Annotated in this window: 8 protein-coding genes; 3 read left to right on the top strand and 5 right to left on the bottom strand. The window is 58.7% G+C overall.

The features are described from left to right. Positions 1-278 precede the first annotated feature (278 nt). From J3U88_RS15250 to J3U88_RS15230, 5 genes are all read right to left on the bottom strand, one after another. Positions 279-3,371 (bottom strand): efflux RND transporter permease subunit, encoded by a 3,093-nt coding sequence (locus tag J3U88_RS15250; protein WP_207859731.1) that lies wholly within the window; start codon positions 3,369-3,371, stop codon positions 279-281. Beyond that, the gene (locus tag J3U88_RS15245) at positions 3,368-6,505 is read right to left on the bottom strand and encodes an efflux RND transporter permease subunit (protein ID WP_207859730.1); all 3,138 of its coding nucleotides are present in this window, start codon (positions 6,503-6,505) and stop codon (positions 3,368-3,370) included. The genes J3U88_RS15250 and J3U88_RS15245 overlap by 4 nt, the downstream gene beginning before the upstream one ends. Further along, on the bottom strand, positions 6,502-7,662 hold the full coding sequence (locus tag J3U88_RS15240; RefSeq protein ID WP_207859729.1) for an efflux RND transporter periplasmic adaptor subunit: 1,161 nt from the start codon (positions 7,660-7,662) through the stop codon (positions 6,502-6,504). Before J3U88_RS15240 ends, J3U88_RS15245 begins: the two co-directional genes overlap by 4 nt. A gap of 465 nt (positions 7,663-8,127) precedes the next feature. Next, complete coding sequence (hutF, locus tag J3U88_RS15235; protein ID WP_207859728.1) at positions 8,128-9,516, bottom strand: formimidoylglutamate deiminase; 1,389 nt, start codon at positions 9,514-9,516, stop codon at positions 8,128-8,130. Beyond that, positions 9,513-10,259 carry a hypothetical protein gene (locus tag J3U88_RS15230; RefSeq protein ID WP_207859727.1) on the bottom strand — a complete coding sequence of 249 codons (747 nt, stop codon included), beginning with the start codon at positions 10,257-10,259 and terminating at the stop codon, positions 9,513-9,515. Before J3U88_RS15230 ends, hutF begins: the two co-directional genes overlap by 4 nt. A 410-nt stretch (positions 10,260-10,669) precedes the next feature. Between J3U88_RS15230 and J3U88_RS15225 the strand changes: the two genes are divergently transcribed. The 3 genes from J3U88_RS15225 to clpB all read left to right on the top strand — a co-directional run bounded on the left by J3U88_RS15225 (position 10,670) and on the right by clpB (position 15,986). Then, positions 10,670-11,845 carry a type IV pilus twitching motility protein PilT gene (locus J3U88_RS15225; protein ID WP_207859726.1) on the top strand — a complete coding sequence of 392 codons (1,176 nt, stop codon included), beginning with the start codon at positions 10,670-10,672 and terminating at the stop codon, positions 11,843-11,845. 7 nt (positions 11,846-11,852) lie between these two features. Then, a complete protein-coding gene (locus tag J3U88_RS15220; RefSeq protein WP_207859725.1) occupies positions 11,853-12,929 on the top strand; it encodes a hypothetical protein in 1,077 nt (358 codons plus the stop codon). Positions 12,930-13,406: 477 nt separating this feature from the next. Next, positions 13,407-15,986, top strand: coding sequence for an ATP-dependent chaperone ClpB (clpB, locus tag J3U88_RS15215; RefSeq protein ID WP_207859724.1), 2,580 nt, complete (start codon positions 13,407-13,409; stop codon positions 15,984-15,986). Positions 15,987-16,146: the final 160 nt, after the last annotated feature.

The raw sequence follows: 16,146 nt of genomic DNA, 5'->3' as shown, positions 1-16,146 counted from the left end.
AGATAACCTCGAGTGACGTAAATCACACTAAATCAAAACGCTTGCACAAACCCGTTCGCCTGAGGTGTGCGATTAGCCCGTATTTCTCACAAGGAATTCTGCCGCGGGGTAACCCATGCGATTACGAGGAGGCGGCCTTCCGCTGCACTCGGTCGAGCAATACGCGACGCGGCGCTGCTACGCCGAAGGGTCGGCCCCGCTCCGCTTGCGCTTGGTCGTCATCTTCGAACTCACAAGGCTTTTGGCTTCTCGCGATGAATCGTTGTAAGAATTGCGGGCTAGGGATCGGTGGACAAGGTGGGGCCTGCACCGAACCGCAAACGACCGCGCAGCGCACGGAAACGCCGAGCGATCCAGGCAATGATGTCCTCAATGATGGTCACGGTCGCGGGCAGGAACAGGGTGGTCAACACGGTGGAAACCATCAAACCACCCATCAACACATACGCCATGGAGTAGTAGTAAACCCCGGCAAGCGCCGGTTTTTCGACGGCAATCGGAATCAACGACATCAGCGTGGTCATGGCGGTCATCAGGATCGGGCGCAAACGCTCGCGGCCACCGCGGATCATCGCCTTTTCGCGCGGGTAGCCCTCGCGCCTGTATTTATTGATGTGCTCGATCATAACAATCCCATTGTTCACGACCACACCCAGCAACAGCAAGGTGCCCACCAAGGCCGGCTGGTCAAAGCCGGTATCGAAAAACAACAGGGCCCAGAGGGCACCGGCAATGGCGAAGGGCAGCGCAACCGTCAACGAGATCGCCTGGGAAACCGACTCAAACAAAGCGGCCATCACACCAAAAATAAGGAACAGCGCCAGCGCCATATTAATCATCATTTCGGTTTGGGTCTCGCGCTCCTCGCGGCGGAAGGATTGGAAATCCCAGCGGTAGCCGTAGGGCAGATCCATGGCCTCAAACTCGGCCCGAATCGCCTTGCGGTAATCTTCTTTTTTGCCCTCACTGTATTTGGCGCCGACCCAAATGCCGGTTATTTTGTTGTTGCGACGGATGCGGTCCGGGCCCTTGTGCACGGCAAATTCGGCAAAACTCTCGAGCGGTACCGAGGCGGCGCCCTCGCGCTGCATCGGTAAATCCTTGAGCCGGTCCATGCTGTCGAACGCTTGGTCTTCCAGCACCAGCCGCATCTCAACTTCACCGTCCGGTCCCTTGAAGCGCGGCAAACGACGGCCGCGGAACGTCAGTTCAACGGTTTCGGCGGGCCGCGCCAAATCGACCCCATAGGCCCGCGCCCGCTCGCGGTCCACCTCGGTGTGCAACTCCAAGCTGCCACCCTCGGCGGTCGAGTAAATATCCTGCAAACCGGGAATGGTTTCGAGAATGGTCTGCGCCTCACGCGCGATTTCAGCAAGTTTCTCACTGTCGGGACCTTGTAATTCAAAAGCAACTCGTTTGCCGCGGTTGCGCTGCCAAAAGGGTGCGTTGTCCTGCACCTCGATGCGCACCCCGGCTACTTCCGGCAGAAGCGCGGGCAACTCGCGACGCACCATGGCGATGTGTTCTTCGTGGGTGAATTCTTCTTTCATGTACAGTCGGGTCAGGCACCAATTCTCGCTGTACCAACTGTAAATCGACTTCACCTCGTACTTGTCCTTGTACTTGGCCAACTCGTTTTCCACGCCGATAATGATTTCTTTTTTGCGCATCAACGACAAACTCTCGCTGAAGCGGTACCGCATGCCCACGAACATTTCCGATTTGTTGGGTTGCAGGTTCATTTCGACGTTTTCATAAGGGTAATAGGCGGAGCCGATCACGGCCAACCCGACCAGCGGTACCGTCCAGCGATGCCGCAACGACCACCCCAGCGCTTTCGCGTACCAACGCTCAAGCCGCACCATAATAAATCCTGGTTTTCGCGGTTCGGCCTTGGATCTCAAGAACTTAGCGGTGGCGAGTGGAATCAAGGTTTGGCTGATAAACAACGAGGCAAGCAGGGTGAAGGCGACGGTAAACGCCAACTCGCGCAGGATGGTGTTCATCTCGGAAGGCGCCGAGAACATCAGCGGCAAGAACACAATCACGGAGGTCAGGGTGGCGGCAATAACGGCCACGGACACCTCACGCGCGCCCAGCAGGGCGGCAACGCGGCTGTTGTAGCCCTTGCGCTGGTACCGGTCGATGTTCTCCATAATCACAACGGCGTTGTCCACCAACATGCCGATACCGACGATCAAACCCAACAAGGAAATGGTATTGAGCGACTTACCCTGCGCCCAAATAATGAAACAGGCCACAATCAGCGAAAACGGAATACACAACACGCCGACCAAGGTGGTTCCGACCCGGCGCAGGAACAAAAACAACACCAGGCTTGCGAGAATGGCGCCCACCAAACCGGTATTTTTGAGTTCTTCCAAGGTGCGCATGATCTCGCGGCCCTGGTCTTCCCACACCAGGAAGTTAATGCCGTCCAACTCACTGTCATTGCCCATCTCGGCAACCCGCGCGCGAATGGCGTCGCACACGGCGACGGTGTTGGCGGAGGATTCCTTGGTGATGCTGATGCCGACGGCGAACTCGCCGTCCAACAAACGGCCGTACTCCAGGGGTGGTTCGACATAGGTCACGTTGGCGACGTCGCGAATGCGCAGGTTGGTGCCGGCAATGGGCAATTGGGCGATTTCCTCGGTGGTGGCGAAGGAACCGCGCGTGCGCAAGGTGAAACGAGAACCGTCCTTGCGCAAGACACCAATCGACTTGTCGAGGTTGTTTTTGTTGAGGGTGTCCAATACGATGCGGGCGTCAAGCCGGTGCGCCTTCAACGCGTTGAGCCGCAGGTTGATCTTAACCTCACGGGGATTGACGCCGTCCAACAACACGGAAGCCACGCCCGGGATGCGTTCCAAGGGGCGAATAATTTTGCGTTCCAACAGGTCGTAATCGGTGCTGAGGTCACGCCCGGAAGACAACCGCGCTTCCATAATGGTCTCGCCGGTTTCGCGCGGGTTCCACGAGGGCGAGATGCGGATGCGCTCCACGTCGTCCGGCAACTCGGAACGCACGCGGTCGACCCGCTCCAACACTTCGGTACGTACCCGGTGCATGTCGGTATCGAAATCCATGTTCAGGCTGACACGACCGCCGTTGCTGTCGCTCACCGACCACATGTGGCGCACGCCGTTGACCGAACTGATCGCTTCCTCAATCGGCCGCACAATCAGCCGCTCAACGGCGGCCGGTGAGGCGTTGGGATAATCCACGATGACGAAAATCTGCTTCTCTTCCATCTCCGGCATAAAGGCCAACGGCAGTTTTTGCAGCGCAATCAAGCCGAGCACGAAGATGGAAATCAACAGCACGGAGGCGGTGACGGGCCGCCGAATCGACAGTTCGGGTAAGGTCATGTTGCGGGCTCCTCGGAAGCCAGAGCGGCCTGGTGTTCGGCGGCCTCGAGCGCGGCGGCCTCGGCCACCACGGCCTCAATTTCGGCTTCTTCCTCGTAGGTACGCACCCGCGAGGGCACGATCATGTAAGCGGCGGGAATCACCACCAAAGTGAGCAAGGTGGAAACCACCAAACCCGCGGTCACAACCACGGCCAGGGGTTGGCGTAACTCGGAACCCTCGCCGAAACCAATCGCCATCGGCAACAAACCGAGCACGGTGGTCAAGGTGGTCATCAAAATGGGGCGCAGGCGAATTTTTCCGGCGCGTACCACGGCTTCCAGTTTGTCCAAACCCTCGCGACGGCCGCGGTTGACGGCGTCAACCAACACAATCGCGTTGTTCACCACCACGCCCACCAAAAAGATGGCGCCGAGGAAGGCGATAATGCTGACGGACAAACCACTGATCACCAAACCGACCAACACGCCGGTAAAGGCAAGTGGAATCGTGAACAGAATGATGAACGGATGCACCAAACTCTCGAAGGTCGCGGCCATCACCAGGTACACCAGGAACACGGCCAAACCAATGGCGAAAAACAAGCTGGTAAAGGACGCTTGCATTTCTTTGTTCTGACCGCCGAGTTGGGGCGCTTCAATGCCGGCGGGCGGCGGGAAGGCGGCGATTTCGGCCTCAATGTCGACCATCACGGCGTTGAGGCTGCGCCCCTTGAGCGCACCGCTCATGATGGCGACGCGGCTCTGTTGAATGCGGTGGATTTCGGAGGGACCGCGCGCCGGTTCAATTTTGGCGACGGCTTTAAGGGTCACGGGAAAACCGTTGGCGGTGCCGACCACGATGTTTTCGATGTCGCCGATGCTGTCGCGGTCAATTTCGCGGTTGCGCAGGCGGATATCGATCTGGCGGTCACCGTCCTGAAACCGGGAAACCACGGTGCCGTTGATGCGGTCGTGGAGGGTGGTCGACACGGTTTGGACGTCAAAACCCATACGGGCCATTTGGTCGCGATCAAAAACGACGGTTAACTCGGGGTTCCCGGATTCTAAAGAGGAACGCAGATCCACCAAACCCTCGATCTTTTGCAGGCGTTCCCGCAGCTGCTCGGTGTAGTTGCGCAACAGCACGAGGTCTTCGCTGAAAAACAGCACCTCGACGGGGGTTTTGAGGCTGAAAAAGGACGGGCGGCCTAGCTTGGTTTCCAGATTGGGCACCACGCCGAATTGGTCGCGCAAGTTTTGCGAAACGCTTCGTTCCAAAGCCTCGTCGCCGCGGTCTTTCATCACCAGGTTCAACTGGCCGAGGTTTTCGTCCTTGGTTTTAAGCGACAAACCACCGGACACACCGCGGCTTCCAACCATGGAATACACGGTGGCCACATCGCTTTGCGCCCCGGCAATGCGTTCCATTTCAAGCATGACGGCATTGGTGGCGTCCAGCGAGGTGCCCTCGGGCATGGTGACCTCGTAAAAGAACTCGCCCTCGGTCAGCTCGGGGATCAGCTCGCGCGGAATTTGCGGCCACAGGTACAGGCTGGCGCCGAATACCGCCGCGGCGGTGGCCAAGGTCAACCAACGCACACGCAAGGCGCCGCGCAGGAGGCGTTCGTACAGAACCGAAAGCAACCCAAGCGATTCTTCCTCGTCGCGCCTGGCCTTGGGTTTGCCGCCGCGTCCCAGGGAAGCCAACATGGGAATCAACGAGATCGACACGATCAACGAGGCGATCAAGCTGTAGGTCACGGTCAGTGATTGATCGCGGAAAAGCTGGCCGGCAATGCCTTCCACAAAGATGATGGGCACAAACACGGCGATGGTGGTTAAAACCGAGGCGATCACGGCGCCGCCGACCTCGGCGGTCCCTTCAATCGCGGCCTGTCGGCGCGAGAGACCCAGCTCACGTTGGCGGTGAATGGCCTCCAGGACCACAATCGAGGCGTCGACCAGCATGCCGATACCAAGCGTCAAACCACCCAGGGACATGATGTTCAGGGAAACGCCGGTTTGGTACATCAACAGAAAAGACACCATCACGGAGAGCGGAATGGAAGTGGCGATAATCACGGTGGCGCGAACGTCACGCAGGAACAACAAAAGAATCACAATCGCCAACACGCCGCCAATCACCAGCGCGTCGCGAACCTCGTTAATCGATTGCTTGATAAAACGGGCTTGGTTAAACAGCGGTTCAATGCTCATGCCCTTGGGCAATTCCCGTGGCAACCATTTCATGGTTGCTTGAACAGCCTCGGCAACCAAAACGGTGTTGGCGTCGCCTTCCTTGTAAATTTCGATGGTGACGCATTCCTGACCGTTCACCCGCGAGATCTCCTCGCGGTCCTTGGCGCCCCAAACGACCTCGGCCACATCGCCCAACTTGACCGGCGGTTGACCCGGCGGGGTGATCACCAGTTGGGCGATCTCACCCACATCCTGGTATTCGTTAAGGGTTCGCACGAGGTACTGGCTGTCGCGACTTTTCAGGGAACCACCGGGGCGGTTGATGTTCGAGGCGGACAAAACCCGGGAAATTTGGTCCGGGGTAATGTTCATCGCGGCCAGACGGCCCTGGTTGAGGTTGACGTGAATTTCGTCCTCTTCCCCACCCTTAACTTGGGCCGAGGCGACGCCGGGAATTTTCTCCAGTTCTTCCTTCACCTTTTTCTCGGCGACATAACGCATGAGGCGCAAGTCGTCGGCGCCGACCAATGCAATTTTGATGATGGGATCAAGCGCGGGATCGTAGCGCAAAACAATGGGTTTCTCGGTTTCGTCGGGCAAAATCAGCCGATCCAACTTTTCGCGAATGTCCATCGCGATGTCGTCCATGTCGGTACCCCAGGCAAACTGCAGGGTCACCTCGGAAATACCGGCACGCGAAACCGAATGCACGTCTTGCAAACCCTTGAGGACGCCGATGGCCTCCTCCACGGGTTCGGTCACCAAATTCTCCACTTCACCGGGCGCGGCGTTGGGAAAATCGGTTTGCACGGTAAAAGAAGGATGACTGATATCGGGCAGCAGGTTGATCGCCAAACGCGACAAACCGACAGTCCCGAAAGCAATGAAGGCGGCCATCACCACCACAACGGTGACACGACGCGAGACGGAAAGCGTAACGAGGTCGCGGATCAAAGCGAAGCCCCCGTGAAGCCGGAGGACTTTTTCTCGGCCACGGCTTTGTCCTCGGCACCCGGTCCTTCTTTGACGGAGACCGGCATGCCGTCGCGCAAGTTGCGTTGACCTTTGACCACAATCAAGGCATCTTCGCTAATGCCCTCTAAAATTTCGGTGCGACCACTTTCGATGAAACCCACGGTCACCACCTGCCGCACGGCTTTGCCGTCGACCACGGTGTACAACACTTTTTGGCCCTGCTCTTCAAACACGGCCACGCTGGGCACGAGCAAGGCGTTTTCGCGCAATTCAGTCACCACGCGTGCCTCGACAAAATCGCCGGGCCGCAAATCAGCGGGGCCGCCGGAAATCCGCGCGGTGATTTTGACAGTGCCGGTGGTTTGGTCAACCATCGGGCTGACCAGATAGGTAACGGCTGCCAATTCGGCGCCGTCGGCATCGCGCTTCAAATGAATTTTCTGACCGGGCGCGACACGGCCCAACCGATTGGCGGGCACCCACACACGCACGAGCATGGGGTCGACGTCCATAATTTGGTACAAGGCCACACCGGGCGACACGTTGGCACCGAGGTCCACCAAACGCCGCATGATGCGTCCGGTGAAGGGGGCGCGCACGCGCGTGTAAGCGAGGGTTAACTTGGCGGCATCCACATCGGCCTCGGCTTTTTCGATTTGGTTGCGAATGTCGTCAAACTCTTGAGAGGCCAAAATCCCGGCGTTTTGCATCTTTTCGCGGCGCTTAAATTCGGTCTGCAGGTGGGCCAAAGTGAGTTCGGCCTGCTTGAGCGCCATTTGTTGGTCCTGATCGTCAATGGTCAGGAGCAAGCGACCTTCTTCCACCACATCACCTTCCTCGTGATGTAGTTCGCGAACGGCGCCGGTGGTACGCGACAAAATCTCGGCGTTAAACTCGGGCTGAATCGTGGTGGTGGTGGTGTAAACCGACTGGGCGTCGCCAACGGTCACCGCGGCCACGGCGACCGGCGTCGGCTTGGCCGCCTGTTTTTTGGCCTTGGCCCCGCCTGCAGGCGCCGTGGATGCTGCTTCTTGTGCACAAGCACCGGAAAGTGCCGCTAAAACCAAAACGGCAAGGCAGGTAACGGCGCGGGAAGAAAAAGGCGCGGTCGCCCAAGAGAAGGAACGGAAAGTCATGGGAACCCTCAATGTCACTGAAATTGCTCGGCATTCAAAACTAGCACGACGACCATAAAACCGGGGGGCATTCGCAAAGTCGGGCGGCCCCAAGAACTGAGAACACGGTTGCTTCAAGCGCCATGGTCGTGTTTATGGATCCAAGGTAAAGGCAAAAAACGTTAAAACTTGTCCTGGCCATGGTGCTCACAAGAGATTCGGGTTCATCGCGGAATCCCTTGTGAGCACCACGGACTGGGTCATTCGGTATGCCGGCAATGGGGAGCTGTCGCCGGACCCAATTCTCCCGGTGGTCCGAAGGCCTGATAAGGCGCCGTTCACTTGAAGAAAGGGGCATCCGTTGTTGATATACGCAAAAATCAACCCTGTGTTTGCCAAATTAGGCCGAAAAACCAAAAAAAGCGTGATTTCTTCTAAACCATTCGCCCCACGCCGTCGTTATTCGGAATCCCTTTAAAGATGACCTTAGTTACCACGGCTGTTAAGCGCACGTAGCGCGCTGCTGAATGCCGCGCGTATGGCGTCGGCCTCGCGATGGCGACCGTTTTCGACACGTACCGTACCGGCCTGAAACAGGGTGCGGATGAAGGTCACATCGCCGGCATATATTAATGTAGCGATCAACCGGTCCGGTTCGCAGACGGCAAGCAAGGGATGATCGCTGTCGACGAGCACGGCGTCGAAGGGCGTGCCCACGGCGAAGTAACCCTTTTGCGCCGCGGCACCCATGGCGGCTCGGCCGCCGTGAAACGCGCGGTCCACCATTTCGACCCCGCCGTCGGCGCCGACGTCGGGGCACATTACGTTGCGACGGCGGCGCTGCAAACGGCGGCCGTAATCCAGCCAACGCAGTTCTTCCAGCGGTGAAAGGCCGACGTGGCTGTCGGTCCCGATACACCAGGCACCGCCGGCGGCGTGGTAATCGTCAATCGGAAAAAAGCCGTCGCCCAGATTCCCCTCGGTCGAAGGACAAATAACGGCGTTGGCACCGGCCTTAACCATACCGCGCCATTCGGCCTCGGTCACATGGGTGGCGTGGACCAAATGGAAGCGGGCATCCACCGCCACATGATCAAGCAGCCAGGCAACCGGGCGTTGTCCCCAGCGCGCCTCGCATGCGGCTACTTCGCCCGTCTGTTCGGCGATGTGCAGATGCAGCGGCCCACGCAAATCGGCCTCGCCCAGCAAAAACTGGATATCCGCGCGGCTCGCGGCGCGCAAGGAATGCACCCCGGCACCCACGGTCACGTGCGCGAAGGACGCGGCGGTTTTGTGGACGGCGGCGAGCAAATCGAGGTAGGCGTCGGTATCGGGCGACAAGAAACGCCGTTGTTGCGCCGTGGCGGGTTGATCGAAACCACCGAGGCGGTAGAACATGGGCACCAAGGTCAGGTGAATGCCGGCGCGCGCGGCGGCCCGCATCAGGCAATGGGACAAAAGCGCGGGCTCGGCATAGGGACGGCCGTCGACATCGTGGTGAAGGTAATGAAACTCGGCTACCGCGGTATAACCGTGGCGCACCATTTCGGCGTACAGCATGGTGGCAATTGCCTCGAGTTGCTCCGGCCCCACGCGCAGGGCGAGGTCGTACATGGCGGTGCGCCAAGACCAAAAATCATCATCGGGACGGGTGGCAAACTCCGCCAAGCCGGCCATGGCGTACTGAAACGCGTGGGAATGCGCGTTCTGGAAACCTGGCAGCACGAGGCCGCGGTGGTGTTCCACGGGTGTCCCGTCGTCGGGCGCTTCAGAACCCACCGCGGTGATGGTGCCGGCCGCGTCCACGGTCACGTAGGCGGGCGCGATCCAGCATTGTTTGTCCTGGTACAGTCGTTCAAAGGCGTAGGTTTTCATGCCAAACTCCGGCGACGTTCTTCCTGATCAATACGCAATCTGGCCAAAACGTCACCGGCATAAATGCGGAACCGTTTCAGCCGCTCCAGTTCCAGTTCACCCACCACGCCGATATCGATTTCGTGGTCAAACACCAGCAGGCCGCGCAGCAAACCGCGAAACTCGAGCACAAGGGCAACCATAAAGGTGGCGCGCGGTAGGTCGGTCCCTTCTAAATTGGGACAGCGCACCAAAAAAACGCCGTCGGCCAGTTCCTCGGTCCCCTCGGCGTATTGGGAAATAATTTCTTCAAAGGTGAAATCGAGGCGGGAAAACACAAAATCGCGGTACCCGGTGTGGGCGATAATGCGGAAGCGGCGATCCTTGGGACCGCGCACCAACAGGCCACCGCGCGAAAGGTTGGGAATCAGGCGGATCATGCGCTGCAGGGCAAACTCGGCGGCTTGTTCCGGTTTGTTGAGGGAACAGTTGAGGATCTCGCAAACCGCGGAAAGTTCCTCGCTTTTGTCGGCCAAGCGCCGACTCTGATTCGCCAGCGAAAGCGTTAATTCATCGCGGCGATGCCGGATTTTACGGGTCATGAGCCAGGCCGTCACCCAGGTCAACGCCACCGCGGCCCAAACGAATAAAAGCACCATCGGCCACGGCGTGGTGTCGCCGTCCAACACGGCAAGACTTGGGACAGGCACCCAACGCCCATCGCCAAACCACTGGCTCACAACGGTTTCTTTGCCAAGAAGCATGGCATCGCCTCCCAAAACCATTCCTTCGGCACCGCATTTTGAAACAGAACACCAACCCCGGCCCCGCGCCGAATATGCAAGCATTTGATGTGAAAAACGCGGCGAACGAACGGGTTAGCCCGCATTATCCGTGGAAATCGGATCAAAGAAAACCCCTAACCCGTCCCAGGGCTGCGAAGAGGCGGAAACGAAGCTCAAGAATTCCGGTGGGAGGGCGATAGACAGAAAAAGGTTTGCTATCCCAAAGGCGCTCGTGCGGGTGGGCGACAATCACCCAAAGCGTTGCATGCATCATCACAAAAGCCAGAGAAAATTGGGGTATGATGGGGGCCTGCTTCTTGTTATCACGGGGCTCACCGCCTCGGGCCCAACAGCTTTCCAATCAACGCAACACCTGAAGGATGGGCGGCTTGAATCCCTACGACATTGCACCGATTTTGAAACGCATTATGAGTGTCGCCTCACGGGCTTCGGACATCATTTTCAGTCCCGGCTCACCACCCAAGGTGATGGTGGACGGCACGCTCACGGAGGTCCCGCTCAAGGACCTGCGCCCGCTCAGCCCCTACCAAACGGAAATGCTGGTATTGGATCTGCTCAAGGACAAACCCCAGGCGATGGAGACCTTTTTGCGTACGGGTTCGGTTGACGTTTCCTACACGCTGGAAAAAACCGGCCGTTTTCGGACCAACTGCTTCCGGCAGCGCAACAGCCTGGTCATCGTCATGCGGGTGATTCCCACGCTGATTCCCAGCTTCGAATCGTTGGCGCTACCGAAGTCCTTACTGGGTTCGCTGGACCTCAAAAACGGCATCGTACTGCTGACGGGACCGACGGGAAGCGGCAAAAGTTCGACCATGGCGGCCTTGATCAACCTCATGGCGCAGAAGTACGCCTACCACATCATCACCATCGAAGATCCCATTGAATTTTTGTACCCCAAAACCAAAAGCATGATCCACCAGCGCGAGCTGGGCCAGGACACCGACACCTTCGCGGCCGCGTTGCGCGCGGGTCTGCGCCAGGCGCCGCAGGTAATCATGGTTGGGGAGATGCGCGATGTGGAAAGTATTGAAATCGCGCTGGAAGCGGCGGAAACGGGCCATTTAATTATGTCGACGCTGCACACCATCGACGCGGCCAAAACGATTGAGCGTATCATTGGGGTCTTCCCCAAGGACCAGGAAACGGTCATTCGCAGCCGCTTCGCCCAGACCTTCCGCTACATTATTTCGCAACGGTTAATGCCCAAACCTGGCGGAAAAGGCCGGGTCGCGGCGGTCGAGGTTTTGCGCTCCAATGATCGGACCCGTACCTACATCCTCAAGGGTGCGCAAGCGGCGGGCAGCCTGGAAGACGCCATGGCGGACGGCCACCACGAGGGCATGCAGACTTTTGATATGGATTTGCTCGACAAAGTTTCAAGACGCGTCATCGACAAAAACACGGCGATGCGTTACGCCACCAACCCGAACAACCTCGGTCTCAAACTGGGGATTCTGAAAACCGAAGCCGCCCCCGACGATTCAACGGACGATTCCATGACCATCGACCAAATGCCGGCGCTCGGTCTCGACATGCCGTGAGGACCTGATGAACAAAGCTTGTGAACGTTGTGGTCGCATTATCGTCGTACCCGACATCCCGCTTCCCGCGGACTACACCCAAAAATGCCCGGCCTGCGGGCACGATAACCCGGTGAGTGACGACTACAGTCCCCAGGCGGCGAAGCCGATTCCCCAACAATCCGGTTACGCTTCGCCGGGTGATTCGATGGGCACTCATTTCGACAACGCCATCGACAACATCTTCTCCAGCGCGGGGAGTGCTCCCAAACAAGCTCAGGCGCCGAAACAAGCCCAGGCCCCCAAACAAGCCCAGGCACCGAAGCAAGCCCAAGCACCGAAACAAGCCCAAGCCCAGCAGCGGCCGACCCACCGTCCGCCCACGCAGGCCCAACGCCCGCCCGCACCGCAACCAACCGCGCAACGCCCACCGACACCGACCCCAAGCGCGGCAACGGCGGGTGTGCCGGCCCAGGTGATCGAACAAATTCGCCGCGAGTTTCAAAACGAACTGGACCGGACCAAGGCCGACTTGCGCAACGAGATGGAAGGTCGCCTGCGCATGCTGGAGGACCGGCTCAAGGCGGATCAGGGTAATTTCGTGCCGCCCGGCATGAGCACGGCCCAGACGGAAAAGAAAAAAGAAAAAGCGTTTCAGGCCCAGGTCCACGAACGCCTTCTGGAGAGCCAGGTGTTGGTGGCAACCCAAAACGCGACCGTGATCAAAAACTGCGAGGCGACCTTGCAGCGACGCGGGTTCACCCTCAACCCGGTGACCTCGCTGGAAGCCACGCTGGAGCAGATCGCCAAAAAGCCCTACCACTTGGTGATCGTGGATCAGCGCATGCTGAAATACGCCTCGGACAGCCAGGCCTTGCTGGGCAAGATCAAACAGATTTCGTTGCCGATCCGCCGCTGTCAAACCATCGCGATGATTACCCCCGGGATCACCACGGCCGAAAGCCAGGTTTTTTATCAATGGGGTATTGATATCAATATCCATACCAAGGACTTGGAACGCTTGGACGAAATTCTGATGGATATTTTGGAACTCAAGGAAGCCATTCTCAACGAGTACATCGCGGATATGTACGCCTACACCTGACCTGGGTTTGACCGGTTGGTTGTGGCGCCGGCGCCTTCAGCAGCCTCCACGATGGGAACCCCCGGGCACCCAGAATAAACGTTTTTTCACAAGCATTTACCCATAGCTGAAATCTCATTTACGCCGGCATCGCCGATAAAGTGCCGTGGGGAGCCTAACCGAAGGTGGTTCGCCTTTGGCTCACATCAAATAAGCGAGGGGCCAGGCATAGCGGCGTGCGTTCGTCCCGATTCAAGCAGCGTTCGCTCCGGTTCGGGCGGCGTCCGCCTTGTTTCCGTTTCCAGTCAGGCAAGGTTTGTCCGTCATTCGCATGGGCTGAAGCCGCGCGCCGATAGGCAAGGAAGACACCGGACGCCCCCCGCGTGCCGCCCCATTACGCCGAGCATTCACGACGTGTTTATAAATTTTCACAAATAAAAAGTAGATTTCTTTAGTCATCCACTATAAGATTTGTTCAATCAAATCAAAGGAGGACCCATGCGGTTCGACCAATTCACCATCAAGGCCCAGGAAGCGATCCAAGACGCCCTCGCCCGTGCCACCGAAGGCGAAGCACCCGAGGTCACCATCGAGCACCTCAGCGCCGCCCTTCTCGCACAAAACGATTCCATCGTGCCACCCTTACTGCAAAAAATCGGGGTACCCATCCCCCAGCTGCAATCCGAAATCAACCAACACCTCGACCGCGCCGCCAAGGTCTCCGGGGCCAACCAACAGCCTCGTATCTCCGGTTCGCTGGGCCGCCTGCTCACCGCCGCCCAAAAAACCGCGGGCAAGATGCAGGATACCTACACCTCCACGGAACACCTGTTTCTCGAAATCCTCCGCGAAAAACACAACATTTTGGCCCGCCGCCTCGACGAACGCGGCGTGCGCGAGGAATCGGTGATGCTCGCCCTGCGCGAATTGCGCGGCGAAAGCTCGGTCACCGACCAAAACCCGGAGGCCAAGTACCAAGTACTGGACAAGTACACCATCGACCTCACCCACCGGGCCCGTACCAACAAACTCGACCCCATCATCGGCCGTGAAGAAGAAATTCGCCGCGTCATTCAAGTGCTTTCCCGCAAAACCAAAAATAACCCGGTCCTCATCGGCGAACCCGGCGTGGGCAAAACCGCCATCGCCGAAGGACTGGCGATGCGCATCGTCAGTGGCGACGTCCCCGAGGGACTCAAACGCAAACGCGTGCTGACCCTCGACCTAGCCTCAATGATCGCGGGCGCCAAGTTCCGCGGTGAATTTGAGGACCGTCTCAAGGCCCTGCTCAAAGAAGTGACCGCCTCCATGGGCGACATCATTCTCTTTATCGACGAGTTACACACCATCGTGGGCGCGGGCGCGGCCGAGGGCGCCATGGACGCCTCCAACATGCTCAAACCGGCACTGGCACGCGGCGAGTTGCACTGCGTCGGCGCCACCACCCTCAACGAATACAAAAAACACATCGAAAAAGACAGCGCCCTCGAACGCCGTTTCCAGCCGGTCCAGGTCGCCGAACCGGACGAGGGCGCGGCGCTCGCCATCCTGCGCGGCCTGCGCGAACGCTACGAGGTTTACCACGGCATCACCATTCGCGATTCGGCCTTGATCGCGGCGGTCCACCTCTCGCAACGTTACATTTCCGACCGCTTTTTGCCCGATAAAGCCATCGACCTGGTCGACGAAGCGGCCTCCACCATCCGCACCCAAATCGATTCGATGCCGCTCGAAATCGACCAAGGCATGCGCAAACAGCGCCAACTGGAAATCGAGCGCGAAGCCCTCAACATGGAGGACACGCCGACCAACCGCGAACGCCTCAAAGAGGTCAAACGGGAAATCGCCAACCTGGAAGAATCGCTGGCGGCCATGAAGCAGCGCTGGCAAAACGAAAAAAACCAAATTCAAGAGCTGCGCGCCCTCAAAGAAAAGGCCGAGCAACTCAAGCACGCGGCCAACGACGCGGAACGCTCCGGCGACTACAACCGCGCGGCCGAAATCCGTTACGGTCAGCTGATCCAATCCGAGAAGCAGGCGGAACAAGTGGAAGAACGCCTCAAGACCTTACAGGCGGAAGGCAGCCTGCTGCGTGAAGAAGTCACCGAAAACGACATCGCCCGCGTGGTCGCCAACTGGACCAACATCCCGATCTCGAAAATGCTCGAATCGGAAAAAGAGAAGTTGCTCCACCTGGAAACCCGCTTGCACGAACGGGTGATCGGCCAAAACCGCGCGGTTCAGGCCATTGCCGATGCGATCCGCCGCTCACGCGGGGGCCTTCAGGACCCGGACCGCCCGCTGGGCAGTTTCCTGTTCCTCGGCCCAACCGGCGTGGGCAAAACGGAGTTGGCCCGCACCCTCAGCGACCTGCTCTTCGACAGCGAAAAGAAACTCATCCGCATCGACATGTCGGAGTACATGGAGAAACACTCGGTCTCGCGTCTGATTGGGTCGCCCCCCGGCTACATCGGCCACGAGGAAGGTGGGCAACTTACGGAAAAAGTCCGCCGTTCGCCCTACGCGGTGATCCTCTTCGACGAAATCGAAAAAGCCCACCCCGAGGTCTTTAACGCCTTTTTGCAAATCCTCGACGACGGCCGCCTCACCGACGGCAAAGGCCGCACGGTCAATTTCCGCAACACGGTCATCATCATGACCAGCAACATCGCCTCGGAAATCGCGGCCCGTCCCGATCTGGATGCGGTGGAAAAAGAAACCAAACTCTTGGCGGCGATGAAGGACCATTTCCGACCGGAGTTCATCAACCGCATCGACGAAATCATCCCCTTCGAAACCCTGTCCGCGGAGATGCTGCGCGACATCGTACGCATCCAACTGACGCGCCTGGACAAACGCCTGGAGGAGCAACAACTCAAGCTCTCTTTTAGCGACGAGGCCTTGGACCTCATCGCCGAGGTGGGTTACGACCCGGCCTTCGGGGCCCGTCCGGTCAAACGCGCCATCCAGCAACTGGTACTCAACCCCTTGGCCAAGGATCTGCTGCAAGGCCGCTTCAGCAGAGGCCAAACGATCCAGGTGGTGCGCGACCAAGAACACGGGCTCCATTTCGAATGATGCGCCGAGCGCCCCGGGCGATCAATCAGGGAAGGGTTGATCGTCCGGGCGTGGTTGGTGGCGTGATTTTTCCCGCGAGCCCGCCTCTTTCACAAGGATTCGTCGCGAGAAGCAGAAAGCCTTGTGAAAGAGGCGGGCGAGGCGATTCATCGCGGCATTG

This window comes from Acanthopleuribacter pedis, from assembly GCF_017377855.1.
Classification (GTDB): Bacteria; Acidobacteriota; Holophagae; order Acanthopleuribacterales; family Acanthopleuribacteraceae; genus Acanthopleuribacter; species Acanthopleuribacter pedis.
This window is presented reverse-complemented; position numbering and strand designations above follow the sequence as displayed.